Below are 24,038 nucleotides of genomic sequence, written 5' to 3'. Positions count from 1 at the left end.
CCTTCAAAACGCGCCCGAAACGGCGGAAGCCGCGGACGTATCCCCTGTTCCCGGCGCGCGGGAATCCGTATCCGAAACGCGATTGGCCGCGTCCCTACTCCATCCGGTGAAAAACTGCCAGCGGCTCAAATGCGCCAGCACCCGGTCAGCGGCGCGGGCGTCGACAATCGCCAGATGCACCGCGTTCTCGCGTCCCAATGCCACAGATAGGGTGCCGCGGTCTACCGGCAAGACCAGTCCCTCGCGGCCCGACCCTTCCGCATCCTCGCCGACACGCCACGCCTGCGCCAGCTTCTTGCGACCATCCTCGCCCGCATCGCTGGCGTGGAGGAGCAGGCGAACCTGCCCGCGGCGCGCCGCCTGTTCGACCTTGTCATTGCCGCTGATAAGCATGCCCGCGCGCGATTCGAGACCGAGCCGGTCAAGCGTCGCGCGGGCGAGCTGGGCCTCGATCCGCTCGCCGAGATCGTCGGGGATCGCGAAGCCGCTCTCGTGCAGCGCACGCGCAAGGCCGCTCCTGAGCTTGCCCCTGGCCTGCGCCGCCTCGAGCGTCGCCCGGTCGACACCGATCCATGCGCCCCGCCCCGGCGCCTTGCCGTGGACGTCGGGCGCGATGGCGCCATCGGGACCAAGCGCGAGGCGCACGAGTCGCTCCGCCGGAAACACCTCTCCGGTGACGACGCAGCGCCGCTCGGGCACGTGGTTGCCGCGCGCCTTTGCGCGGTCGGTTTGGCTCAGCTGATCATTGCGCGGGGTCCGCATCGGCGGCCTCCCCGGTTTGCGTCGCCGCCTCGGACTTCGCTTCCGGTTCGTCGTCGAACCAGTGCGCGCGTGCCGCCATGATGATCTCGTTGCCCTGTTCTTCGCTGAGGCCGTAATCCCCCAGCACGCCGCCCTTGTCCTCGGCGCGCTCACCGCGCGCCGGGCCGCGGCGGTTGTCGGTGCGCTTCTTCGCAATCAACTCGTCGGTCGCAAGGTCGGCGAGATCGTCGAGCGTCTTGATCCCCGCCTTGCCGAGCGTGACGAGCATCGCTTCGGTCAGGTGCGGAATCTCGGCGAGCGCATCCTCGACACCAAGGGCCCGACGCTCCTGTCTCGCGGCTTCCTCGCGGCGATCGAGTCCTTCGGCGGCACGGCTCTGCAGCTCCTGCGCGAGTTCTTCATCGAAGCCCTCGATGCTCGCAAGCTCTTCGAGCGGGACATAAGCGACTTCCTCGAGTTCGCCGAAACCTTCGGCGACGAGGAGCTGCGCGAGCGTTTCGTCGACGTCGAGTTCTTCCTGGAACATCGTCGATCGTTCGACGAATTCGCGCTGGCGCTTCTCGCTCGCATCAGCTTCGGTCATGATGTCGATCTGTTTGCCGGTAAGCTGGCTGGCCAGACGGACATTCTGGCCGCGCCGGCCGATCGCGAGGCTGAGCTGATCGTCGGGGACGACGACTTCGATGCGGCCATCATCCTCATCGATGACGACGCGCTGGACCGTGGCAGGCTGAAGCGCGTTGACAACGAAGGTCGCCGTATCTTCGGACCAGGGAATGATGTCGATCTTTTCGCCCTGCATTTCCTGGACGACCGCCTGCACCCGGCTGCCCTTCATGCCGACGCACGCACCGACCGGGTCGATGCTGCCGTCATAGCTGATGACGCCGATCTTCGCGCGGCTGCCCGGATCGCGCGCGGCGGCCTTGATTTCGATGATGCCGTCGTAGATTTCGGGCACTTCCTGCGCGAACAGCTTTTTCATGAAATCGGGGTGCGCGCGGCTCAGGAAAATCTGCGGTCCGCGCGTTTCGCTGCGCACCGACAGGATCAGCGCGCGGACGCGATCGCCGACGCGCATCAGTTCGCGCGGGATCTGCTGATCGCGGCGGATCACGCCCTCGGCGCGGCCGAGGTTGACGACGATGTGGCCGAACTCGACCGATTTCACGACACCGGTGATGATCTCGCCGACGCGGTCCTTGAACTCTTCATATTGGCGCTGGCGATCGGCTTCGCGGACCTTCTGAAAGATCACCTGCTTCGCCGACTGCGCGTCGATGCGGCCAAGATCGACCGCGGGCAGCGGGTCGACGATGAAGTCGCCGATCCTGGCATCCTTCTGGAGCTTCTGCGCGGCGGCGAGATCGACCTGCTTGAAATAATCCTCGACCGTCTCGACGACCTCGACGACGCGCCACAGGCGCAGGTCGCCGGTCTGCGGGTCGAGCTTCGCGCGAATGTCATTTTCGGCGCCATAGCGCGCGCGCGCGGCGCGCTGGATCGCTTCCTCGATCGCCTCGATGACGATGCCCTTGTCGATCATCTTCTCGCTGGCGACGGCGTTGGCGATCGCAAGCAGCTCGGCCTTGTTGGCGGAAATGGCAGTGGCCATCAGTCCTGTCCTTCTTCTTCCATTTCGTCCGCGCCCTCGGCCGAGAGCGGGACGGTTGCGGCAATCAATTTGTCGGTAAGGACCAGCTTTGCCGTGTCGATTGCCTCGAACGGCAGATGATGCTGCACCCCTTCCTTATCCGAAATCGTCACGACATCGCCGTCGATACCGACGAGGATGCCGTTGAAACGCTGGCGCCCGTCCAGCTTTTGCTTAAGCGCCACCTTCGCCTCATGCCCCGCCCAGTCGGCGAAATCGGCAGGGCGCGTCAGCGGCCGGTCGATGCCGGGCGACGAAACCTCGAGCCGATAGGCGACGTCGATCGGGTCTTTGCCCGCTTCCTCGAGCGCGTCGAGCCGATCCGAAATGCGGCGCGACAGGTCGGCGCAATCGTCGATCGTCAGCTGGCGCGTGTCGGGTCGCTCGGCCATCACCTGCAGGGTCGGATCGCTGTCGCCGCCAAAGAAGGCGACGCGCACGAGCGCGAGGCCCATCGCCTCGACTTCGGGCGCGATGATCGCATGGAGGGCGTCGAAATCGACCAAGTCATCATTCCAGTTCGGATGACCGGAAAGCCATGCAGCTATAGCCGCCGCGGCCCGCGGCCCCGACGTCCCAACTGGCTAACCATGTCAAGAAGTGATGCGCATATAGGCCGATGCGTCGGCGTCGGCAAGAGGGAAAGCGGTTCGGCATCCGGCCTTGCCGCGGGGCAAAGGTCAGCCAAAGCCAGGGCAGGACAAGGAGAGGAAACGCAGCAGACACCGCCGGATGGTTAAGCCGAATTATCCATCTTTTCTTTATATTACAGTCAATTATAACCTGTGAGATAGTTGAACCCCTGTCATCTGGTCGGATACCGACGGCCGCGGTCAGCCGTTCGCGCCGCCGGAGAGACAGATCATGCTCAAAAGCCGGTTCCAGCACCGCACCGCGTTGCTCGCCGTGCTGACGCTCGCCGGATGTGGCGGCGGGACCGGCGACGAAGGGCCGCCACCGGTGCAATTGCCCGCGCCCGCCCCATCGCCGACTCCGGCGCCCGCACCGGCGCCGGCCCCGGCCCCAACCCCGCCGCCCGTCGCCAGTCCGCGCCCCGATGCCACCAACACGGGCGTGCCCGCGGGCGTAACGCTGCGCAGCTGGTCGGGGCCCGCCTATGACGGACGATCAAACCTCGTGATCGACGGCTATGATCTTCCGAAACCGCCGGGGGGCAGCTTTTATCATTTCGCGGGCGCCGACGTCATCCTGCGCCACTGCCGCGCGCAGGTGAGCATTCTGTTGTCGGGGCCGCGGTCGCGGATCGAACGGTGCGACATCCACGGCGGCATCTCGATATCGGGCGCCGCGGATGTCGTGCTCGAAGGCAATAATGTCCATGGTTCGACAAGCGATCTCATCCACGTCACATCCGACACCGGACGCATCCGCAACCTGATGATCCGCAATAATTTTCTGCATAGCCCCGAACCCGCATGCGGCGCGCACGCCGACGGCATCCAGGTGCGCGGGGTCGAGAATCTGACGCTGGAAAACAATGCGATCGACATGGGACCATGGCGCCAGATGTGCGGCGACGACGTGCTGAATGCCGCAATCTTTTTCGAAAATGCGAACGGCGGCAACAGCCAGATCCGCATCATCGGCAATTATCTGAACGGCGCGGGCCATGTGCTGCGCCTCGCACCCGGCCGCGACCAGCGCATCGTCGACAATCGCTTCGGCCGCGACGAGCGCTATGGGCTGATCCTCAACAATTCGGCGCCCGGCGACATTGTCGCGGCCAGCGGCAATGTTCGCGACGACAGTGGAGAGGCGGTCGCCATTCCGCCGCCCTGACCCGCAAGCGCGAACCGATATTCCCACCGCGATATAAATGGGCCAGGAAACGGCAGACAAGGAACCGGAGTCGCCCATGACCGCGCCGCTCGTCACCGCCCTGCTGTGGTTCTCGATCGTCGCCTGCGGCCTTCTTGCGGGCGTCTATTTCACCTTTTCGGCCTTCGCGATGACGGCCTTTGCGCGCACCGGCGCACCCGCCGGGGTCGCCGCGATGACCAGCATCAACCGCGTCATCCAGCGCTCGCTGTTCATGCCCCTGTTCTTCGGCTCCAGCCTGTCGAGCCTCGCGCTTGCGATCGCCGGCGCGGTGCACAGGGGTCAGGCAGGGGCGTGCGCGGCATTTGCGGGAGGCGTAATCTATTTCATCGGCATGTTCATGGTGACGATGTTCTTCAACGTCCCGCGCAACAATGCGCTCGACGCGAGCGAGCCGCAAAGCGCGGCGGGGCAGGCGCTATGGGCGCGCTATCGCAAGGAATGGACCGCGTGGAATCACGTCCGCACGCTGGCGTCGACCGCGGCGCTGATCCTGTTCGTCGTCGCGCTCGACATGCGTTAGCGGCAACGCTTTATTGGCGTTTTCATGTATAGGGTGTCCCGCTGCGTCGGCATCCCGCGGGCGCAGCGCAAGGAATGATGCCGCCCCGATGAAGCCCGAACTGTCGCTGACCGCCCGTTCGACGTGGCGCGACCCGCCGCCTGAAAGGCCGGCGGGGCCGGGGCGCGCCTTTTGGGCGGCGATCGGCGCAGTGTCGGTGGTCGCCTGCCTCGCCTTCGTGCTGTCGGGCGGGCAGTTTCGCGCGCCGACGATGTTCGGGCCTTACAGCGTATCGGTGCCGCTCGATTTCAGGCCCTATGACCCCGAACGCTGGGCGATCATGACCGCCGGGGATTATGAGGCAGCACTGAAGATCGACCCGACGCTGCCCGACCCGCGCAGCATCGATTTTGCCGACGCGGCCGCGCTGCCGCCCGCCGACCCGGCCGCGCTGCGCGAGGAGGCGTTCGTCGGACCCGCGGCCAAGCCCTATGTCTTTCGCGGGGTTACCGCGCTCGACCGCGAACGCGCCCATTATTGCCTGACGGCCGCCATCTATTACGAAGCCGCATCCGAAAGCGACGACGGGATGCGCGGCGTCGCGCAGACGGTGATCAACCGTGTGCGCCACCCGAGCTTCCCCAACACCATATGCGGCGTCGTCTTTCAGGGGTCGCAGCGCGCGGGCGTGTGCCAGTTCACCTTTGCCTGCGACGGCGCGATGGCTCGCCCCCCCGGCCGCGCCAACTGGCTGCGCGCCAGCCGCATCGCTTCGGCCGCGCTCGGCGGACAGGTCTTTGCCAAGGTCGGGCTGGCGACCCATTATCATACGCAGGCGATCTGGCCGCGCTGGGGCAAAAGCCTGGTGATGACCAACATCGTGGGCGCGCATATCTTTCACCGCTGGCGCGGCCGCTGGGGGATGCCCGACGCCTTTCGCGCCCCCTATCTGGGCCGCGAGCCGGTGCCCGGCCCCTATCTGCCCGTCGCGCAGCAGCTGGCGATACTGAAGGGACAGGGTATCGCGCCCGGCGTCGGGCCCGTCCCCGCCCTTACCGGCGCCGCCGCACCGCTCCCCGACGCCGCGCCCGCGCCGCTGCCCGGTGCGCTGCCACCCGCAACCCCCGGCGCCCCGCCCGCCGCGGTGCCCGCCCCGCCAAGCTACGCCGACCCGCGGCTCAATCAGTCGGGACAAATCCGCGAGGAGTTTGCGAAAAGCGGAGAGTGGAAACGCTGAGCCAGGCGGTCTAGGCTGTCCCCTGATCAAAGGAGCCAGGTGGCCATGGGACATGTCAAAGGCATCGGCGGGCTGTTCTTCCGCGCGCACGACCCGGATCCGCTCAACGCCTGGTATCGCGAGCGGCTGGGCGTCGGCGCCGGATGCAACGCCGACGACAACGGGCCGGTCGACCAATGGTCGTGGATGACGGCGGCGGGGCCGCTCGTCTTTTCGGCGTTCAAGGCCGACACCGGCTATTTCGCCGCCGACCGCCAGTTCATGATCAACCTGCGCGTCGACGACCTCGACGCCGTGCTCGCCCCGTTTCGCGAGGCGGGCGAGGAGATCGTCACCAGGGAAGAGTGGGACGATCCGGCGATCGGCCGCTTTGCGCGGGTCCACGATCCCGAGGGCAATCCGATCGAATTGTGGGAGCCACCCAAGAGTTGACAGCGTGGGCAGGTTTGGAATGTCTGGGGGCGACCGGTTGCTGCCAAAATGCCCTCCCCCCCCTTGAAGGAGAGGGGCTTATTCGCGCCAAATCCGCTTGCCACCCCAAAGCCGCCATTCAGCGGACGCGAAGCTGCGAAAGGGGCGCCTACCGCCCCTGGCTGCGCCAGCGTTTCACCACGCGCTCGATGATCTCTGCCTCGCCGCCGGTTTCGCGCCACAGTTTCGAGAAGAGCGGATCGCTCGACGCCGGCCGCTTTTCTTCCTCAAGCGTGTCGAGATAGACGCGGATCGGGATCGACACGCCCTCGCCGCAGACGATACATTCGCGGTTGCGCAGGGCGGGGATCGAATCGATGAAGCCGCGCGCGCCTTCGGGCATCGCCGCTTTCACGAAATGCTGGTCGCGTTCGTTGTTGAGGCGCATCGAGATGATGGTGCCGCACTGCGACAGCACGCCTTCGGCAAGGTCCGACGGACGCTGGGTGATAAGGCCCAGCGACACGCCATATTTGCGGCCTTCCTTGGCGATCCGTTCAAGGATTTTGCGCACGGCCTGCCCCTGGCCAATATCCTTCGAGGGGATGTAGCGATGCGCTTCCTCGCAGACGAGCAGGATCGGGCGCTGCGGTTCGCCGCGCGACCAGATCGCATAGTCGAAGGTCAGGCGCGACAGCACGGCGACGACGACCCCGGTGATGTCGCTGGGCACCCCCGACACGTCGATGATCGAAATCGGTCGGCCGTCCGACGGCAGGCGGAAAATCTTGCCGAGGAAATTCGCCATCGTGTCGGCGACAAGCATGCCCGAAAACATGAAATTATAGCGCGGGTCGGCGCGCATTTCCTCGATCTTGCCCTTGATGCGCATGAAGGGCGCGGTGGATGTCGCCTTGTCGAGCTTGCCCATTTCGTTCGTGAGGATGTTGAGCAGGTCGGAAAGCAGATAGGGAATCGGCGAATCGACCGTGATCTTGGTCATGCCCTCGGCAAGCCGGTTCTTGGTCCGCGCCTGAAGCAGGCAGCGCGCGAGCACGTCGCAGTCCGCCTGGCGGTCGCGCCCCTCGGCGGTGACGAACACCTCGCAATGTTCCTCAAAGTTCATCAACCAATAGGGCATTGCCAGATTGTCGACGTCGAACAGCGCCCCCGTGCCCTTGAAGGCCGCCGAATATTCGCCGTGCGGGTCGATCATCACGATATGACCCTGCGGCGCGAGCTCGCAAATCTTGTGGAGGATGAGCGCGGCGCTGGTCGATTTACCCGTACCCGTCGAACCGAGCAGCGCGAAATGCTTGCCCAGCATCGCGTCGACATAGAGCGAACCGCGGACATCCTTTGTCGGATGCACCGTGCCTATCTCGACATGCGCGCGTTCATCGGCGGCGTAAATCTGTTTGAGGTCGGCGCTGGTCGCGGCGAAAACCGGGCTGCCCGGCACGGGGTAGCGTGTCACCCCGCGACGGAAATTGTGGATGCGCCCGGTGATCTTTTCCTCTTCGCCTTCGCCGAGGAAGTCGATCGTTGCGACGATCAACCCTTCGCCGCGTTCGTGCAATTGCTGGTCGCGGATGCTGGCGACGAGCCAGATATTGCCGACGCGCACCTTTACCTGCGCGCCAACCTGTCCGGCCATCGCCACCGCAGCGTCGCCCGACGACGACAGGGTGCCGATCGTCGCCGCGTCGAGCAGCACGCGCGATGCCGAACCCGAAATGTCGACGACTTCGCCGATCAGCAGGTCATCGCGGTGATGCGTGGTGCCCGGTGTCACCGCAGCCGCCACGCCGCCCCCGGCGAGGCGCAGATGCTGCACCGCTGTCGAGTCTCCGGCGCCGAAACCGCCCTGCATGTCCATAAACCAAGCCCCCGCCTTTGTGATCGCGCCGTCGGCTATCGCAGAGGAGGGTAAATAAAGCGCTTAGATGGCTCAGCGACGACGAAAGACGGCCGATGCGGCATAGCCGAGACCGAGCGACATCAGCACCGCCGACAGGCCGTAGAGAAAACCGTGCTCCTCGGCGGCCAGCGCGACGAAGCGCTCGAAGCCGGTCTTGCGGATCTGGACATCGCGCGATGCGACCGCGAGCACGCGGCCGCGGCTGATCAGATAGGTTTCGGCGCGATAGGTGCCCACCGGAACGCGCGCGGGCACAGGGATGCGCGCACGATAGAGCACGCCTTCGGTAATCTCGACCGCCGAGGGATTTTCGAAGAACAGCCCGGCGCGCTTATATAGGTCGATGAGCCCCGCCTCGAAGCGCTCGAGCGTTTTCGCTTCAGAAAATCCGGTCGGCGACATCGACAGATTGGCAAGCCCGAGCTCGAAGATCGCCGCCGTGCGTTCGTCGACCAGCTTGTTGATCGGGCGCGACGAACCGATGGCGTAAAAGCTGGGCGCGGTGCGCAAGCGAATGCTGCTGGCGTTGACCCATATGCCCGCGACGCGCCGCTTTTCGCGAAGCACGATCGGCCGCACCGGCCCTTTCAGCACGACGACGATGTCGGCGCGGTCATCGGGCAGGCGCTGGCCGGGATAAAGAATCGCCCCGAACAACAGCAATTCCTCGCCGGTGAAGCTGTACTGGATGTCGATTGCGCGGCTCGACACGTCGGGAACGAGCCGTGGATCGGCCGCGCGCGTTGCCGTGAGCGGAAGCAGCGCCAGCGCCAACAATGCGATCAGGGCGCGCACCACGGTCATTGCACGGTGTAGATTTCGTCGGGGCGGATGAAGAGGTCGACCGCCATGCGCGCCGCGACGAGCAGGACGATCACCGCCAGCGCCATACGCAGATATTCGGGCTTGACGCTCTGCGCAAAGCGCGCGCCGATCTGTGCGCCCGTCACGCTGCCGAGCAGCAGCAGCCCCGCAAGCACGATGTCGACCGCGCCGGTCGTCAGCGCGTGAACCATCGTCGTCGCGATCGTCACGAACAATATCTGGAACAGCGAGGTTCCGACGACGACCTGCGTGCCCATGCCCAGCAGAAAGAGCATTGCGGGGACCATGATGAAGCCGCCGCCGACGCCCAGCAGCATCGTCAAAATGCCCACCAACATGCCGAGGATCAGCGGCGCGAGCGGCGAGATATAGAGGCCCGAGCGATAGAAGCGCCAGCGCAGCGGCAGGTTGGCGACCATCGGATGATGGCGCCGCTTGCGCGCCGGCGCGGGCAGGCCGACGCGCATGTTCTGCAAGGCGCCCCATGCCTCGCGCGCCATGATGCTGCCGACCGAGCCGAGCAACGCCACATAGAGCATGTTGATCACCGTATCGATCTGGCCCCAGGCGGTGAGCAGTTCAAACAGCCCCGCGCCGATCAGCGACCCCAGAAGCCCGCCGACGACGAGCACCCCCCCCATGCGCAGATCGACCCCGCCGCGCTCCAGATGCGCCAGCGCGCCCGACACGCTGGCGCCCGTCACCTGCGTTGCCGCCGATGCCGCCGCGACCGTCGGCGGGATGCCATAGAAGATCAGCAGCGGCGTCGTCAGAAAGCCGCCGCCGACGCCGAACATGCCCGACAGAAACCCTACGCCGCCGCCGAGCAAAATGATGACCAACGCGTTGACCGACAGATTGGCGACTGGAAGGTAAAGATCCACGAAGGCCCCGAAACATACGTCCGCGGCACAAAACTGCGCCGAGTCCGTCAACACTAGAGCATTTTTTCGCGGCGGGGAATCGGCTGCGGCGGCTATTTTTCGCTGTGGTCAGAAGTCGGCCGCGAGCGTCAGCGCCAGCCCGCTTGTCGGCAGCGCATCACCCGCAACGCGCTGCCGCCAGTCGAGCGCGATCCGGCTGCCCTGCCCCACGTCCGGCAGGCGCAGCGTCAGCCGCGGCCCGACATCGACGCGCGCCGCGCCGGGCTGCGCCGCGCCCGCTGCCAGCAGGCCAAAGCGCAGCGACGCGCCCTCGCCCGCCAGCCCGCGGTCGATCACGACCGCCCCGTCGGCAAAAGCGTCGCGGCGGTGCGCGCCGACAATACCCGCCTGCGCATAGGCATCCAGCCGGAAACCAGCCGGAAGCCGAACGTCAGCGACCCCGCCGCTGGCCATCGCCGCAAGCGCCGTTCGGCCGTCGCGCCCCGCGGCGACGCGCTGTTCGATCGCCACATCGACCGGCATATCGGCGATCGGCGCGAAGGCCAGACCGAAAGCCGCGTCGCGCTGGCGCGGCTGCTGGAAAGCGATCGTCGTCCGCGCATAGGCGCGCAGTCGCCCCGTCGCGCCAAAGCCATAGGCTATCCGCACGCCGCCCTGGCTGCCGCCGAGTTGGCTCGACGCACCGATGCCGCGCGGCGCTTCGCCCGACCCGTCGCGAAAATAGAGCCAGGCCGACGCGGACCATCCGCCCATTTGCCGCCCCGTCCAGACGGATCGGTCCGGTGCGGCGGCGGGGCGGCGGACCGAAAATGGCCCGGGCGTTTCGTCATGGTCCGTCGGCGGCACGATGTTTCTCGCCGACGCGGCGGGCAGCGAAAAGCGTTGCGCCGCCAATGGCCCGCCGTCGGAACGATGGGGCGCCGCGGCCCCGCGAACGGCCAGCAATATCGCGGCGAACCGGCGGCGCGGCGGAACGGTTCCGACATTCGCGGACGCCGCGCCGCGTCGCTGATCGACCGAAGCGGAAGGGGTCATGTCATTTCGCAGCGCCGTCGAAAGCCGGGCGTCACGGGCCAGCGGCGATGTCGCCGCCTCCGGCGTGGACGCGGCTGTGGGCGGCGGCGGGGGCAGCGGGTTGCCGAGCGTCATGATGCGCAGCAATATCCATCCCCCGACGCATCCCAGCAAAAAGCGCAGCGCGGGGGCGTCGCGCCTCGCATCGGCATGGCGTATCATCGCCGCCGCGCCGCTCGCGCCGATATGTCTGCGACCGCAACGCTGCTTTCGCTGTGATCGGTCTTGTCCCACACCACCTCGCCAGAGCGCAGCATCCGCCAGTACAGCAGGATGGAACGCCGCGCCGCAAGCATGGCAATGATGTTCGCTACAAAGGCACGCGGGATCGCAAACGCGGCTTCGCGCCCTCCATGACGGCGCGCGGTGAAGTAAATGCGGAGCGCCAAGCGCCAGCCGAGGAACAGCGAATTGACGACGAGCAGCCATCGCAGCGCCGGAGCGGGTTCGATCGCTTGCCAGCCCAGCATCAATTGCCCCGCCACCCCGACCGCCACGAGCACCAGCCCCGCATAGGCGGCAAGCAGGATGAGCGCGGCGAGCGGCGCTCGCCGGTCGCGCCAGAGCATCCACCGGGCGAGCAGAGCGCGTCCGGTCCCGCCCTGCTTGTGATCGAGGCGGGAGTCCGGCCAGCCGATATGATCCCAGCCCGCCAGCGCGATCCCGGCGATCCAGCGCGACTTCTGCCGGACAGCGGTGTCGATGCGTCCGGGGAACGCCCCGCGCGACACAACAGGGTCGCCCGCGGGGTCCACCGCGTCGACGAAGCAGGCACCCAGACCATAAGCGCCGATGACCATGCCGACCTCATAATCCTCGGTCAGGCTGTCGCCTCGGAAGGGCCGGCCCCTTCGCTCGATCGCGAGCAAGGCGAGCGCACTGCGCGACAATGCGCAACCGACGCCCGCCGAAGGGAGAGGCAGGCCGAGACGCGAGCGCACCAACAGATCCTTGCCATGCGCTTCGGCAAACTCGTCCGCATAATGGCCGCCGATCCAGCGCGCGCGCCGCTCGATGATCGGCACGACCGGAATCTGCACCATCGCATTCCGGGCCAGATGCTGTCGATAGAGCGCGATTTCGTGACGGTGGACATGATCTTCGGCATCGTGAAGCACGATCGCGGCAAAACGCATGCCTTCCTTCCGTTCGTCGGCGCACAGCGCCGCCCAGAGCCGGTTCAGATTGTCGCCCTTGGTCGTTGGTCCTTCGCAATCGCCGATCACCAGGCGCAGGCGCCGATCGTCGGCGACCAGCGGCGAGACGGCGGCTATCGTGGCCATGTCGTTGGGATAGCATCCGATATAGAGCCGGAAGTTCTCTCCCTCCCACGCGGCAAGGGTGCGGCGAAGCATCGCGGGCAGGGCAACGGCTTCGTCCCACGCCGGCACGAACACGGCGATGGCGCCCGTGACCGGCGGTGCGCTTGCAGCTTCGCATCGGCCCCGCCCGCGCGTGGCCAGCCACAGCGCGTCGAGCAACAGATCGTCGATCCCGATCAACAGGATACCCACCGACGCGAACAGCATCAGTTCGCGGCCGGCCCCCAGCACCAGCCATTCCAGCCACGCGGTCGATAGCCCCACTTGCCAGCCCCGCCCCACCGATGACATGGCGCCATCCGTGGCAAGATTGCTAATCAAGCCCACCCATTTGTAAAGCGGTGCCCCCACGGCTAAGCATTGTCGCAACAGTTGACGAAACAAGGACATAATCCGCCCATGACCCGCCGTTTTCCGCCCCCTTCAGCGTTGCGCAATTTTCTTGAAAGCGAAAGCGCGGGCGGGATGCTGCTTATTTTCGCAGCCATTTTGGCAATGATTGTTGCCAATTCCCCATGGTCGGGCCTGTATCATGACCTGATCCATGCGGTGACGGGACCGGTGCTGACCGACAAGCTCGGCCCGATGACGGTCCATTTGTGGATCAACGACGGGTTGATGGCGGTATTTTTCCTGCTCGTCGGGCTGGAGATCAAGCGCGAGTTCGTCGATGGCCGACTGGCGAGCTGGGATCGTCGGCGCCTGCCCTTTATCGCCGCGGCGGCCGGCATGGCGGTGCCCGCCGCGCTTTATATGGCCTTCGTCGGCGGCGAGCCGGGACTGGCGCAAGGCTGGGCGATTCCGGCGGCGACCGACATCGCCTTTGCGATGGGCGTGCTCGCGCTGCTCGGCAAGCGCGCGCCGACCTCGCTCAAGCTGTTCCTCGTCACCGTCGCGATCGTCGACGACATGGGCGCGGTCGCGATCATCGCGCTCTTTTATACCGCCAAGATCAACCTGATGGCACTTGGCGCCGCGGCGGCGATTCTGGGCGTCATGTTCGCGTGCAACCGCGGCGGGGTAAAGAATCTGCTCGTCTATATGCTCCTTTTCCTGCTGCTCTGGTATGCGATGCTGCTTTCGGGCGTCCATGCGACGATCGCCGGGGTACTCGCGGCGATGACGATCCCCTTCGAGCGCACGCCCGGCGCGCCCGACAGCCAGACTTCGCCGCTCCACCGGCTCGAACATGCGCTGCACCCGGCCGTGGCATTCGCCATCGTCCCGCTGTTCGGTTTCGCCAATGCGGGCGTCGACATGCGCGCGCTGGGTCTTGACCAGCTCTTTGCGCCCCTGCCGCTCGGCATCGCGGCAGGGCTGTTCCTGGGCAAGCAGATCGGCATCTTCGGCAGCGTCTGGCTGGCGGTCAGGCTCGGCATCGCCGGACGGCTGCGCGGCGCGACCTGGCTTCAGGTTTACGGCGTCGCGATGCTCTGCGGCATCGGCTTCACGATGAGCCTTTTCATCGGCAGCCTGGCCTTTCCGGGCAACGAACTGCTGATCGGGGAAGCAAAGATCGGCATCCTCATGGGGTCGCTCGCGGCAGCGCTCGTCGGCTTTGCCGTGCTGCGCTTCGCTCCGCTCCACCCCGAACATGGTGCGGTGGAACTGGCATCGAACGGAGAGATCGCCGCCGACGGCGATGTGCGTGACACGTCCGAGGCGGATCGCTAGGCTGGGCCTCATGCCAAAGCCGATCTTCTTTTCCTTGGCTGCTGCCGCCCTGCTCGCGGGGTGCGCCGCCGGCCCCGCAAAAACACCGACGGGCGAACCACAGGTGGCGGCGCTCGACGTGCGCCGCGCGGACGCGCACGCCGCAGCCCTCGACGCCATTGCCGCCTCCTACCTTCGCCTCTCGCTGGAGATCGGCACGCACGAGCCGGGCTATATCGACGCCTATTACGGCCCGGCCGCGATCAAGGCCGCGGCCGAAGCGGCGCCACGCGACAAGCCGACACTGCTCGCCGCGACACGCGCACTGATGGCCGAGACCGACCGCACTGCGCGGCGGCTCGATGACCCGCTCGCCAAGCGGCGCGCCGCATTCCTCCGCGCCCAGCTTCGCGCCGCCGAAACGCGGCTGATGATGATGGAAGGCACGCGCTTCGCCTTCGTCGACGAGGCCGAACGCCTGTTCGGTGTCCGCCCGCGGCTGAAACCGCTCGCGAGCTATGACACCGAACTGGCAAAGATCGACGCACTCGTCCCCGGCGAAGGGCCGCTCGCCGACCGGGTCGAAGCCTATCTCGACGCCTTCACCATTCCCAGGGACCGGCTGCAACCGACCTTCGAGGCGGCGATCGCACGCTGCCGCGGACGGAGCCTCGCGCATATCCCGATGCCGACGGACGAGAGCTTTCGCCTGGAGTTCGTCACCGGCAAAAGCTGGAGCGGCTATAATTATTATCAGGGCGGCTATCACAGCCTGATCCAGGTCAACACCGACCTGCCGATCCGCCTGTCGCGCGCGCTCGATCTGGGCTGTCACGAAGGCTATCCGGGGCACCACCTGCTCAACATGAAGCTGGAGGAGAAGCTGGTAAAGGAGCGCGGCTGGACCGAGTTCAGCGTCTATCCGCTCTACAGCCCGCAAAGCCTGATCGCCGAGGGCAGCGCCAATTACGGCATCGACCTTGCCTTTCCCGGCGATGCCAAGGCCGCGACCGAACGCGACGTGCTGATGCCGATCGCCGGGATCGCGGCGCCCGCCGACGACCGTTACTGGCAACTGCTCGCCGCGATCGAGCGCGCATCGGGGGCGCGGCTGACGATCGCTCAGCAATATCTCGACGGCGAAATCGACCGGCGGGCCGCGGTGGCGCTGACACAGAAATATCTGCTGGTCTCGCAGCCGCGTGCCGAACAATCGGTTCGCTTCACCGACCAATATCGCAGCTATGTGATCAACTATGGGCTTGGCGAAGCGATGGTGCGTGCGCATGTCGAACGCGGCAAACCGTCGCGCGCGGAAATGTGGCGGCGCATGGAACGGATCGTCAGCGAGCCGACCCTGCCTTCGGATTTGCAGGGGCAATAAGGCCCGCGCCTTTCCGGTTCGACTTTCCGTTCCTATCGAGCGAAGTCGAGATGCGCCGCGACAGCATGTGGCCTCACCATGTCTCGACTTCGCCCGACACCAACGGGAAAAAGGCGATTCCCTACTCTGCCGCCATCGCCATTTCGACCCGCTGCGGACCGCGGATGACGCCGCCGGGGGTCGGGCCCTGCATCACGCCGTCGCGGAAGGTGATCTGACCCGACTTCACCGTCGCAACATAGCCATCGGCCTTTTGCAGCAGGCGCTTGCCGCCCGCGGGCAGGTCGAAGGCCAGCCAGGGCTTGCCGAGTTTCAGCCTTTGCAGGTCGATGACGTTGAGGTCGGCGAGATAGCCTGGCGCAAGCAGGCCCCGGTCTTCGAGGCCATAAAGCATCGCGGTGTCGCGGCACTGGCGCTTGACCGCATGTTCGAGTGCGATGCGCCCCGCCGCGCGATCGCGCACCCAATGCTGAAGCATGAAGGTCGGCGACGCCGCGTCGCAGATCGTGCCGCAATGCGCGCCGCCGTCGGACAGGCTGTTCACCGTGTCGTCGGCGTGCTGGAGATCCTCGAGGAAATCGAGGTTGCCGTCGCGATAATTGAGAATCGGGAAATAGATGAAACCCTTGCCATCATCCTTCATCAGCAGATCATAGGCATATTCATCCGGCGAAACCCCCGCCGCCGCAGCGCGCGCGGCGATGCTTTCGTCCATCTTCGGCTCATAGTTGAAATCGGGATCCATCTCGAACTGCACGGCCCAGCCGAGCGCGACGATTTTCAGGAAGTCGAGGATGTCGCTGTCGGGCCAGACATTCTCTTCGCCGATCATCCGCGCCCTGAACGCCGGGTCGCGCAGTTTCGCCAGCTGCTGTTCCCACGGCAGGCCTTCTATCTCGTTCCACGCGGGCTTGAAGCGGAAGGGATGCACCGTCCCCTGCCACGCCATGATGACGCCATTGCCGCGCAGCGCGATCTGCGCGACGATGTTCGCGCCGGTGGCGTTCTGGCGTCGCATTTCCTCGATCTGCTCCTCCAGCGGCAATTCCTTGGCGATGGATTGCAGCGCCGCAAAGGTCACCGGCAGCCCGGTTTCGCGGCTGAGATCGCCCATCCACTGAAACTCGTTCCACTCGCGCTTGAGGTCGCTCGCCATTTCGAACACGCCATAACCGACACGCCCCATCGCACGGCCGATCGCGATCAGCTCCTCGGCGGTCGCGGTTGTGCCGGGGACGAGCTCGCCGTCGACCGACTTGTGCAGCACGGTGCGGCTTGTCGAAAAACCGAGCGCGCCCGCGCGGATGCCTTCCTCGACGATCCGCGACATTTCGGCAATGTCGGCCTCGGTGGGGACCGCGCCGGGCTTTTCGCGGTCGCCGAGCACATAGGCGCGCACCGCGCCGTGCGGGACGTGACACGCGACGTCGACCGTGCGCGGCAGCTTTTCCAGCGCGTCCATATATTCGGGGAAGCTTTCCCAGTCCCACGTCATGCCCTCGGCGAGCGCCGTGCCGGGGATGTCCTCGACCCCCTCCATCAACGAAATCAGCCAGTCGTGGCGATCGGGCCGTGCGGGGGCAAAGCCGACGCCGCAATTGCCCATCACGACGGTGGTGACGCCGTGCCAGCTCGACGGCGCCATTTCGGCGTCCCACGTCGCCTGTCCGTCATAATGGGTGTGGATGTCGACGAAGCCGGGGGTAACAATCTTGCCGCCGGCGTCGATTTCGTCGCGCCCGGCGCCCAGATTCGCGCCCACCGCGACGATCCGGTCGCCGTCGATCGCAACGTCGGCGACAAAGGGCGCGCCGCCCGATCCATCGACGACGGTGCCGCCGCGAATCACCAGATCATACATGTCCGTCTCCCCATTTTTAGTTTCACGAAAAAACTTATCAGCAAAATCGCGAGATGCAAATAAACGGGCGCAAGCCATGCGATGCTGTTATATCGGGGCGATACACCAAAGGGAGTCGATGCCATGATCCGTTTGCTGACCCTTGCCCTCCTGCTCGCCGCGAGCCCGCCCGCCGCCGCACGGGCGGCCGCCCCCGACTATGCCGCGGCGCTCGCCGATCCGGCGCGCCCCGTCGCCGACCGCGAACGCGACACCGCGCGCAAGCCCGCCGAGCTGCTTGCCTTCGCCCAGATCGAAGCTGGTGAAACGGTCGGCGATTTCGTCATGGGCAGCGGCTATGTCACGCGCCTGCTGGCAGCGGCGGTCGGTCCCGCGGGCAAGGTCTACGGCTTTCAGCCGGCCGAGTTCATCGCGTTTCGCAAACAATATGGCGACGATCAGGCGGCGGTCGACGCCGCCTATGACAATGTCGATGCGGTCGCCGGACCGTTTGCAGCGCCCGCCTTTCCCGAACCGCTCGACACGATCATCACCGTGCAGAACTTCCACGACCTGTATCTGAAACCCTTCCCCGAAGGCACCGGCGACAAGGGCAGCGCGGCGCTGTTCGCCGCGCTGAAGCCCGGCGGCACGCTGGTCGTCGTCGACCATAGCGCCGTCGAGGGCAGCGGCACGGCGGCGGCGGACAGCCTGCACCGGATCGACAAGGCGGCGGTGATCGCGGTGCTGACCAGGGCGGGCTTCGTGCTGGAGGCCGAAAGCCACCTCTATCGGCGCGCCGACGATCCGCGCACCGCCAATGTCTTTGACGAGGCGATCCGCGGCAAGACCGACCAGTTCGCGCTGCGCTTTCGCAAACCGGGGTGACGGAGCGAGCCGTCGGATCGGACGGCGCGACCGCCATCGAATCCGCACGCGCGAACCGCTGTTGCCGAAATGTCAAAGCATCGCCCTCGCGACGCCGGCAACGGCTCTGGGCATTGCGCCGCCTCCTCCAGCCGCTAAGTTTGACGCCGAACAGCGCGTCGCCACGGGGGTGGCCGCGGCAGGAGAGGAGCATGGGGCGTCCGCCATCGGGCAAGCCGACCAGCTTCGACATCGCCTATCTGGCGGGGGTGTCGCAGCCCACCGTGTCGCGCGCGCTGCGCGGCAGCAAGTCGGTGAGCGCCGCGACGCGCGCCAATATCGAACGCATCGCGCGCGAGCTGAATTACACCGTCGACAAAAACGCCTCGAGCCTGCGGTCGCAACGCACCCACACGCTCGCCTTGCTCTTTTTCGAGGATCCGACCCCCGACGATTCGATGATCAACCCCTTTTTCCTGTCGATGCTGGGGTCGATCACGCGGCAGTGCGCGCGGCGCGGCTATGACCTGCTCATCAGTTTCCAGCAGATGCACAATGACTGGCACGTCGATTATCAGGACAGTCACCGGTCCGACGGCATCATCCTTCTCGGCTATGGCGACTATCAGCTTTACCGCGAAAAGCTTGAACATCTGGTCGAAATGGACACCAAGTTCGTGCGCTGGGGATCGGTGTCGGACGATGACATCGGGTTGACCGTCGGGTCGGACAATATCGGCGCGGGCGAACAGGCGGGCGCGCACCTGATCGAGATCGGTCGGCGGCGCATCGCGTTCCTCGGCGAAGCATCGGACCATGCGCCCGAGTTCCACGACCGCTATCGCGGGCTTTGCCGGGCGATGCGCGCCGCGGGGATCGCGCCCGACCCCGCGTTGCAACGCGACGCCGTTTCGTCCGAAGCGTCGGGCTATGCCGCTGCGACGTCGCTGCTCGCGGGCGGCGCGCGCTTTGACGCCATCTTTGCCGCAAGCGACCTGATCGCGATCGGCGCGATGCGCGCGCTGGCCGAAGCCGGGCTGACGATGCCGCAGGACGTTGCGATCATCGGCTTCGACGACATTCCCGCCGCCAACCTGACCTCGCCGACGCTGACGACCGTGATGCAGGACATCAAGGGCGCGGGCGAACTGCTCGTCGACGCGCTCCTCCGCCGAATCGACGGGGCGCAAGCCGAACGGCGGGTGCTGCCGACGCGGCTGGTGAAACGGCAGAGCACGGCGGTCTGAAGCGGGGCGGTTTTTGAAAAGCGCCGTCCATAACCCGCCCCATCGCAAGCCGATGGGGATGGATCAGACAGGCCCGCAGCCCCCCAACGTATTCGTATACGCAATCGGCCAAGCTGCTTGCCCTGCCCGCACCAGGCTGCAAAACCGGCGGGACAGAAGCCGCCCGCGCGGCTCGCTACGGGGAGAGACGCATGGACAAGCCGCGGCAGGGCTTTGCCGGCCTGTGGAACATCAGCTTCGGCTTTTTCGGCATCCAGATCGGCTTTGCGCTGCAAAATGCGAACATGAGCCGTATCTTCCAGTCGCTTGGCGAGGATATCGAACGACTGCCCGGCCTGTGGATCGCCGCGCCGCTGACCGGGCTGCTCGTCCAGCCGATCGTCGGGCATCTGAGCGACAGGACCTGGCTCGGCCGCCTCGGCCGACGCCGCCCCTATTTCCTGGCGGGCGCCATCCTTGCCGCGATCGCCTTGTTCGCGATGCCCGAAAGCCCCGCCATCTGGTTCGCGGCGGCGATGCTCTGGCTGCTCGACGCCTCGCTCAACATTTCGATGGAGCCGTTTCGCGCCTTTGTCGGCGACATGCTGAGGAAGGACCAGCATAGCGCGGGCTATGCGGTGCAGACCGCCTTCATCGGCGCGGGCGCGGTCGTCGGATCGCTGTTTCCCGCGGCGATGGAGGCGATGGGGGTCGCCAATGTCGCGCCGCCGGGACAGATTCCCGACACGGTCAAATATGCCTTCTGGTTCGGCGGCGCGGCGCTGTTCCTGTCGGTGCTGTGGACGATCGTGACGACGCGCGAATATGACCCGGCAACCATGGCGGGCTTTGCCGCGAGCGAACCGGCATTGGCGCCGACGGCTGCGCACGACCTTGCGAAGCGCGGGCCCGGCAGCGCACTTGCCTGGATTGCCGCGGGCATAGCGGTTTGCGCGATCCAGCAGCATTTCGCGCTGCTGCGCGAGGTGCTGCTCCTCGGCGCGCTGCTCATCGCCTATGGCATCGCCAGCATCGCCGCCATCCTGCTCGCGCGGCGCGGGCACCGCACCAATATGCTGGCAAGCATCATCGGCGATTTCGCCGGAATGCCGCCGCTGATGAAGCGCCTCGCGCTTGTGCAATTCTTCAGCTGGTCGGCGCTGTTCATCATGTGGATCAACACAACGCCGATCGTCGCGCAATATCATTATGGCGCGGTCGATGCCGCGAGCGCCGACTATCAGGCGGCGGCGAACTGGGTCGGCCAGCTGTTCGCCATCTATAACGGCGTCGCCGCAGTGGCGGCGCTGACGCTGCTGCCATGGTTGTCGCGGCGGCTGGGGCAGGCGCCGACGCACATGATCGGCCTGGCGAGCGGCGCGATCGGCTTTGCGAGCTTCTTGGTGCTGCGCGACCCCGCACTGCTGATCGTCAGCGAAATCTTCATCGGCATCTTCTGGGCCTCGGTGCTCGCCATGCCTTATGCCATCCTCGCGTCGAGCCTGCCGCAGGCAAAGCTTGGCATCTATATGGGCCTGTTCAACGTCTTTATCGTGATCCCGCAGCTGCTCGTCGCAGCGCTGATGGGATCGGCGATGCAGGCCTTTTTCCCCGGCGAGCCCATTTATACGATGGCCTTTGCGGCGACGACGCTGCTGCTCGCGATCGCCGCCATGGCGCGCATCGTCCCGATGCTTGCCAGACAAGGCGGCTGAACCGGGTGCATCGTCGCCCGCGATGCCCGCCGTCGGTTCGACGCGGCGTTGCCGGATGGCGCAGCGATCCGCCTCGTCGTCGTGCATGGTCAGGAACCCAAAGGGTCGCCGTCCGGTGGCGCGCGTCGCTTGCGAACCCCGGAACGATACCGGTCAACGCAGGTCCGCCACGATCGCCGGGATTCTAGCGCCCGCCCTGCCGCTTGCGCCAGCCCATTTCTTCCAGTTCGAGCAATTCGAGCGGGACGTGGATCGTCCGCGTCGCGAGCCGCACCTCGACGAGAAAGAGGAGCAACGAGGCCAGCAGCAGCAGCATCGCCAGCGCGAACACCCACGCCGCCGCGGCGCCGAGGTTGAAACCGACGAACGCCTGCGCAAACAGCAGCGCGACGAGCAGGCAAACGACGATTCCGCACGCGACGGCCGCGGCGATCGAATTGTTGATGATGTCCATCCGCCGGTCGACGACGCGCAGTTCGGCGACGAGCCGCTCATGCTCGCGCCCTTCGGTCGTGCCCCATTGCTCGATCAGCACGCGCGAACGGTCGACCACGCGCGCGAGCCGCCCGGTAAAGACGTTGAGCAGGCTGCCCGTTGCGACCAGCAGGAACACCGGGGTCACCGAAAGCTGGATCGTCTGCGCGATGGCGTTGGCGTCGGGCGTCATCATGGGTCCGTTCCCGCCGCCAGTCGGCGCAAGACCCAGGCGGCCAGCGCGACGCCGACGATCTCGATCGCGAGCAGCGCCGCGAACAGCGGGTCGGGGGCCTGTCCAAGCGCGATCGCGGCGAGCCGCGCGAGCGCGACGCTTCCCGCCACCAGCGCCAGCACCCACAAGGCGGCCCGCATCGTCGTGTCGCGCCAGCCGAGCAGCGCCGTCGCCAGACCGACGCCGACGAACATGCCGCCATAAACGGTGCGGATTTCCATCACCGCCTTGATCGAGGGCATCGCCACGTCGGTTTCGACAGTCAGCGCGCCGGGATCGGCAAAATAGCGCAGCCCAAGGAGCAGAAAGCCGACCCCGAACAGGGCGGTCAGCATGCGGCCCGCGCGTTCCAACCCGGCGCGCGTCATCAACTGGCCTTCGCCGGCGTGTTCATGCCCATCGAGGCGAAATATTTGCGCAGGTTGCGCGCCGCCTGGCGGATGCGTTGCTCGTTTTCGACCATGGCGATGCGCACAAAACCTTCGCCATCCTCGCCATAGCCGACGCCGGGGGCGACCGCGACCCCGGCGTGCGTCAGCAACTGCTTGGAAAACTCGAGGCTGCCCATGTCCTTGAGCGCGGGCGGCAGCGGCGCCCAGGCGAACATCGACGCAGGTGGGCTGGGAATGTCCCATCCCGCGCGGCCAAAACTTTCGACCATGACGTCGCGGCGCTTTTGATAGAGTAGCCGGTTCCTTTCGACGATGTCCTGCGGACCGTTCAGCGCCGCACAGGCCGCGGCCTGAATCGGCGTGAAAGCCCCGTAGTCGAGGTAAGACTTCACGCGCGTCATCGCCGCGATCAGCCGCTTGTTGCCGACCGCAAAGCCCATGCGCCAGCCGGCCATCGAATAGGTTTTCGACATCGAGGTGAACTCGATCGCGACATCCTTTGCGCCCGGCACCTGCAGGATCGAAGGCGTCGGATTGCCGTCGTAATAAAGCTCGGAATAGGCGAGGTCGCTGAGCACCCAGACCTTATTCTCCCTCGCCCACGCAACCAGGCGTTCGTAGAAGGCCAGGTCGACGGCTTCGGCGGTCGGGTTCGACGGATAATTGACCACCAGGATCGAAGGGCGCGGCACGGTGAAGGCCATCGCGCGGTCGAGCGCGCGCCAGTAATTTTCATCGGGCGTCGTCGGCACGCTGCGGATCGTCGCGCCGGCGATGATGAATCCGAAGGTATGAATGGGATAGCTGGGGTTCGGCGCCAGCACGACGTCGCCGGGGCCGGTGATCGCCGTCGCGAGGCTCGCGAGCCCTTCCTTCGATCCCATGGTGACCACCACTTCGCTTTCGGGGTCGAGATCGACGTTGAAGCGGCGACCGTAATAATTGGCCTGCGCGCGGCGGAGGCCCGGAATGCCTTTCGATTGCGAATAGCCGTGCGCATCGGGCTTGCGCGCGACTTCGCACAATTTGTCGATCACATGGTCGGGCGGCGGCAGGTCGGGGTTGCCCATCCCCAGGTCGATGATGTCCTCTCCCGCGGCCCGCGCGGCCGCTCGCATCGCATTGACTTCGGCGATGACATAGGGCGGCAGGCGCTTGATGCGATAGAATTCATCGTCGGACATGGGAAACTAGAACAACTCCTTTACATAAGCGTTTTGAATGGCCGCGAACGGCGCCTCGCCAGCCGCGACGCGGCTTGTTATAGGGATTCTCACGGCACTGACCAGCAGGAACCAGCATGACCGACATGGGCGAGGATAAGACGAGCGACGCGGCGAATCCCTTCATGCCTTCGCCCGACGACGTCCAACATTGGGCCAGCGTGATGGGCCGGGCGCAGCAGATGATGCTCGACTATGCGCTCGGCCAGGCGGATCAGGGAAACAGCGCGGCGGCGCTGTTCGACCCCGCCGGTTGGCTGCGGAATCCGACGACGCAGCTGTGGGCCGAACAATCGGCAAGGATGTGGGAACAGGGCGCGGCCTTCTGGGCCTCGCTCGCAACGCTCCAGCCGTCGCTGACGCCCGACGCCGATGCGCCCAGGGACAAGCGATTCGCCGACCCCGACTGGACGGCCAACCCGGTCTTCGCGCTGATCCGCCAGACCTATGGCCTGCTCGCCGAACAATTGCTGGCGACCACCCGCAACATCCAGGGAATCGACGAACAGGCGCGCGCCAAGCTGGAGTTCGCCGCGAAGAATATGGCCGAGGCGCTGTCGCCTTCCAATCTTGCGATCACCAATCCCGAGGTGATCAA

The 24,038-nt window shown here is 66.0% G+C and carries 21 protein-coding genes and 1 pseudogene; 10 read left to right on the top strand and 12 right to left on the bottom strand.

The features are described 5' to 3' along the window. Positions 1 to 3: 3 nt before the first annotated feature. Genes HUW43_RS11730 through rimP form a run of 3 tightly spaced genes read right to left on the bottom strand, consistent with a single transcriptional unit; the run spans position 4 to position 2,922 of the window. The gene (locus HUW43_RS11730; protein WP_188237588.1) at positions 4 to 762 is read right to left on the bottom strand and encodes a DUF448 domain-containing protein; all 759 of its coding nucleotides are present in this window, start codon (positions 760 to 762) and stop codon (positions 4 to 6) included. Then, on the bottom strand, positions 743 to 2,377 hold the full coding sequence (gene nusA / locus HUW43_RS11725) for a transcription termination factor NusA (protein ID WP_188237587.1): 1,635 nt from the start codon (positions 2,375 to 2,377) through the stop codon (positions 743 to 745). Before nusA ends, HUW43_RS11730 begins: the two co-directional genes overlap by 20 nt. Beyond that, the gene (rimP, locus tag HUW43_RS11720; RefSeq protein WP_188237586.1) at positions 2,377 to 2,922 is read right to left on the bottom strand and encodes a ribosome maturation protein RimP; all 546 of its coding nucleotides are present in this window, start codon (positions 2,920 to 2,922) and stop codon (positions 2,377 to 2,379) included. Before rimP ends, nusA begins: the two co-directional genes overlap by 1 nt. A gap of 358 nt (positions 2,923 to 3,280) precedes the next feature. On the opposite strand from rimP, the gene HUW43_RS11715 reads away from it, so the two are divergent. From HUW43_RS11715 to HUW43_RS11700, 4 genes are all read left to right on the top strand, one after another. Further along, a complete protein-coding gene (locus HUW43_RS11715; protein ID WP_188237585.1) occupies positions 3,281 to 4,216 on the top strand; it encodes a right-handed parallel beta-helix repeat-containing protein in 936 nt (311 codons plus the stop codon). A gap of 76 nt (positions 4,217 to 4,292) precedes the next feature. Then, entirely contained in the window at positions 4,293 to 4,778 is a 486-nt protein-coding gene (locus HUW43_RS11710) for a DUF1772 domain-containing protein (RefSeq protein WP_188237584.1), read from the top strand. Positions 4,779 to 4,866: 88 nt separating this feature from the next. After that, positions 4,867 to 5,994 (top strand): cell wall hydrolase, encoded by a 1,128-nt coding sequence (locus HUW43_RS11705; RefSeq protein ID WP_188237583.1) that lies wholly within the window; start codon positions 4,867 to 4,869, stop codon positions 5,992 to 5,994. A 45-nt stretch (positions 5,995 to 6,039) separates the two neighbouring features. Further along, positions 6,040 to 6,426, top strand: a complete 387-nt coding sequence (locus tag HUW43_RS11700; protein ID WP_188237582.1) for a VOC family protein — start codon at positions 6,040 to 6,042, stop codon at positions 6,424 to 6,426. Positions 6,427 to 6,574: 148 nt separating this feature from the next. Here the strand turns inward: HUW43_RS11700 and HUW43_RS11695 are convergent, their stop codons facing one another. The 5 genes from HUW43_RS11695 to HUW43_RS11675 form a co-directional block, all read right to left on the bottom strand. Further along, entirely contained in the window at positions 6,575 to 8,284 is a 1,710-nt protein-coding gene (locus tag HUW43_RS11695; protein WP_188237581.1) for an ATP-binding protein, read from the bottom strand. A 72-nt stretch (positions 8,285 to 8,356) separates the two neighbouring features. Further along, entirely contained in the window at positions 8,357 to 9,130 is a 774-nt protein-coding gene (locus HUW43_RS11690) for a TIGR02186 family protein (protein WP_188237580.1), read from the bottom strand. Continuing rightward, entirely contained in the window at positions 9,127 to 10,035 is a 909-nt protein-coding gene (locus HUW43_RS11685) for a sulfite exporter TauE/SafE family protein (protein ID WP_188237579.1), read from the bottom strand. The genes HUW43_RS11690 and HUW43_RS11685 overlap by 4 nt, the downstream gene beginning before the upstream one ends. Positions 10,036 to 10,143: 108 nt before the next feature. Next, entirely contained in the window at positions 10,144 to 11,271 is a 1,128-nt protein-coding gene (locus tag HUW43_RS11680) for a hypothetical protein (protein WP_188237578.1), read from the bottom strand. After that, positions 11,268 to 12,722, bottom strand: a complete 1,455-nt coding sequence (locus tag HUW43_RS11675) for a glycosyl transferase family protein (RefSeq protein WP_188237577.1) — start codon at positions 12,720 to 12,722, stop codon at positions 11,268 to 11,270. Before HUW43_RS11675 ends, HUW43_RS11680 begins: the two co-directional genes overlap by 4 nt. Positions 12,723 to 12,830: 108 nt before the next feature. Between HUW43_RS11675 and nhaA the strand changes: the two genes are divergently transcribed. Both nhaA and HUW43_RS11665 read left to right on the top strand, forming a co-directional pair. Then, positions 12,831 to 14,105 (top strand): Na+/H+ antiporter NhaA, encoded by a 1,275-nt coding sequence (nhaA, locus tag HUW43_RS11670; protein WP_188237576.1) that lies wholly within the window; start codon positions 12,831 to 12,833, stop codon positions 14,103 to 14,105. Between the two features lie 34 nt (positions 14,106 to 14,139). Continuing rightward, complete coding sequence (locus tag HUW43_RS11665; protein ID WP_223181492.1) at positions 14,140 to 15,468, top strand: hypothetical protein; 1,329 nt, start codon at positions 14,140 to 14,142, stop codon at positions 15,466 to 15,468. Positions 15,469 to 15,589: 121 nt separating this feature from the next. Here HUW43_RS11665 and HUW43_RS11660 read toward each other — a convergent pair whose 3' ends face one another. Then, on the bottom strand, positions 15,590 to 17,329 hold the full coding sequence (locus HUW43_RS11660; protein WP_188237574.1) for an N-acyl-D-amino-acid deacylase family protein: 1,740 nt from the start codon (positions 17,327 to 17,329) through the stop codon (positions 15,590 to 15,592). 123 nt (positions 17,330 to 17,452) lie between these two features. Here HUW43_RS11660 and HUW43_RS11655 point away from each other — a divergent pair, with 123 nt between their 5' ends. From HUW43_RS11655 to HUW43_RS11645, 3 genes are all read left to right on the top strand, one after another. Continuing rightward, entirely contained in the window at positions 17,453 to 18,196 is a 744-nt protein-coding gene (locus tag HUW43_RS11655) for a class I SAM-dependent methyltransferase (protein WP_188237573.1), read from the top strand. A gap of 191 nt (positions 18,197 to 18,387) precedes the next feature. Continuing rightward, positions 18,388 to 19,422, top strand: coding sequence for a LacI family DNA-binding transcriptional regulator (locus HUW43_RS11650; RefSeq protein ID WP_188237572.1), 1,035 nt, complete (start codon positions 18,388 to 18,390; stop codon positions 19,420 to 19,422). 191 nt (positions 19,423 to 19,613) lie between these two features. Next, positions 19,614 to 21,116, top strand: coding sequence for an MFS transporter (locus HUW43_RS11645; protein ID WP_188237571.1), 1,503 nt, complete (start codon positions 19,614 to 19,616; stop codon positions 21,114 to 21,116). Between the two features lie 184 nt (positions 21,117 to 21,300). Here HUW43_RS11645 and HUW43_RS11640 read toward each other — a convergent pair whose 3' ends face one another. The 3 genes from HUW43_RS11640 to HUW43_RS11630 are packed head-to-tail and all read right to left on the bottom strand — an operon-like array spanning position 21,301 to position 23,401. After that, complete coding sequence (locus HUW43_RS11640) at positions 21,301 to 21,786, bottom strand: DUF2721 domain-containing protein (RefSeq protein ID WP_223181491.1); 486 nt, start codon at positions 21,784 to 21,786, stop codon at positions 21,301 to 21,303. Further along, a complete protein-coding gene (locus HUW43_RS11635) occupies positions 21,783 to 22,193 on the bottom strand; it encodes a DUF4345 family protein (RefSeq protein WP_188237570.1) in 411 nt (136 codons plus the stop codon). Before HUW43_RS11635 ends, HUW43_RS11640 begins: the two co-directional genes overlap by 4 nt. Further along, positions 22,193 to 23,401, bottom strand: a complete 1,209-nt coding sequence (locus tag HUW43_RS11630) for an LL-diaminopimelate aminotransferase (protein ID WP_188237569.1) — start codon at positions 23,399 to 23,401, stop codon at positions 22,193 to 22,195. Before HUW43_RS11630 ends, HUW43_RS11635 begins: the two co-directional genes overlap by 1 nt. A gap of 116 nt (positions 23,402 to 23,517) precedes the next feature. Here HUW43_RS11630 and HUW43_RS11625 point away from each other — a divergent pair. Beyond that, positions 23,518 to 24,038 (top strand): annotated as a pseudogene (locus tag HUW43_RS11625) (class I poly(R)-hydroxyalkanoic acid synthase); the annotation flags it as partial.

Origin of the sequence: Sphingopyxis sp. LK2115 (assembly GCF_014595975.1) — a bacterium.
In the GTDB taxonomy this organism is placed as follows: domain Bacteria; phylum Pseudomonadota; class Alphaproteobacteria; order Sphingomonadales; family Sphingomonadaceae; genus Sphingopyxis.
Note: the sequence above shows the minus strand (reverse complement) of the source record. Positions and strands in the feature narration are given on the sequence as shown.

Coding starts and splice junctions, on each gene's coding strand:
- HUW43_RS11730 (WP_188237588.1), bottom strand. CDS start 762: ATGCGGACCCCGCGCAATGATCAGCTGAGCCAAACCGACCGCGCAAAG.
- nusA (WP_188237587.1), bottom strand. CDS start 2,377: ATGGCCACTGCCATTTCCGCCAACAAGGCCGAGCTGCTTGCGATCGCC.
- HUW43_RS11715 (WP_188237585.1), top strand. CDS start 3,281: ATGCTCAAAAGCCGGTTCCAGCACCGCACCGCGTTGCTCGCCGTGCTG.
- HUW43_RS11710 (WP_188237584.1), top strand. CDS start 4,293: ATGACCGCGCCGCTCGTCACCGCCCTGCTGTGGTTCTCGATCGTCGCC.
- HUW43_RS11705 (WP_188237583.1), top strand. CDS start 4,867: ATGAAGCCCGAACTGTCGCTGACCGCCCGTTCGACGTGGCGCGACCCG.
- HUW43_RS11700 (WP_188237582.1), top strand. CDS start 6,040: ATGGGACATGTCAAAGGCATCGGCGGGCTGTTCTTCCGCGCGCACGAC.
- HUW43_RS11695 (WP_188237581.1), bottom strand. CDS start 8,284: ATGGACATGCAGGGCGGTTTCGGCGCCGGAGACTCGACAGCGGTGCAG.
- HUW43_RS11690 (WP_188237580.1), bottom strand. CDS start 9,130: ATGACCGTGGTGCGCGCCCTGATCGCATTGTTGGCGCTGGCGCTGCTT.
- HUW43_RS11680 (WP_188237578.1), bottom strand. CDS start 11,271: ATGATACGCCATGCCGATGCGAGGCGCGACGCCCCCGCGCTGCGCTTT.
- HUW43_RS11675 (WP_188237577.1), bottom strand. CDS start 12,722: ATGTCATCGGTGGGGCGGGGCTGGCAAGTGGGGCTATCGACCGCGTGG.
- nhaA (WP_188237576.1), top strand. CDS start 12,831: ATGACCCGCCGTTTTCCGCCCCCTTCAGCGTTGCGCAATTTTCTTGAA.
- HUW43_RS11660 (WP_188237574.1), bottom strand. CDS start 17,329: ATGTATGATCTGGTGATTCGCGGCGGCACCGTCGTCGATGGATCGGGC.
- HUW43_RS11655 (WP_188237573.1), top strand. CDS start 17,453: ATGATCCGTTTGCTGACCCTTGCCCTCCTGCTCGCCGCGAGCCCGCCC.
- HUW43_RS11650 (WP_188237572.1), top strand. CDS start 18,388: ATGGGGCGTCCGCCATCGGGCAAGCCGACCAGCTTCGACATCGCCTAT.
- HUW43_RS11645 (WP_188237571.1), top strand. CDS start 19,614: ATGGACAAGCCGCGGCAGGGCTTTGCCGGCCTGTGGAACATCAGCTTC.
- HUW43_RS11640 (WP_223181491.1), bottom strand. CDS start 21,786: ATGATGACGCCCGACGCCAACGCCATCGCGCAGACGATCCAGCTTTCG.
- HUW43_RS11635 (WP_188237570.1), bottom strand. CDS start 22,193: ATGACGCGCGCCGGGTTGGAACGCGCGGGCCGCATGCTGACCGCCCTG.
- HUW43_RS11630 (WP_188237569.1), bottom strand. CDS start 23,401: ATGTCCGACGATGAATTCTATCGCATCAAGCGCCTGCCGCCCTATGTC.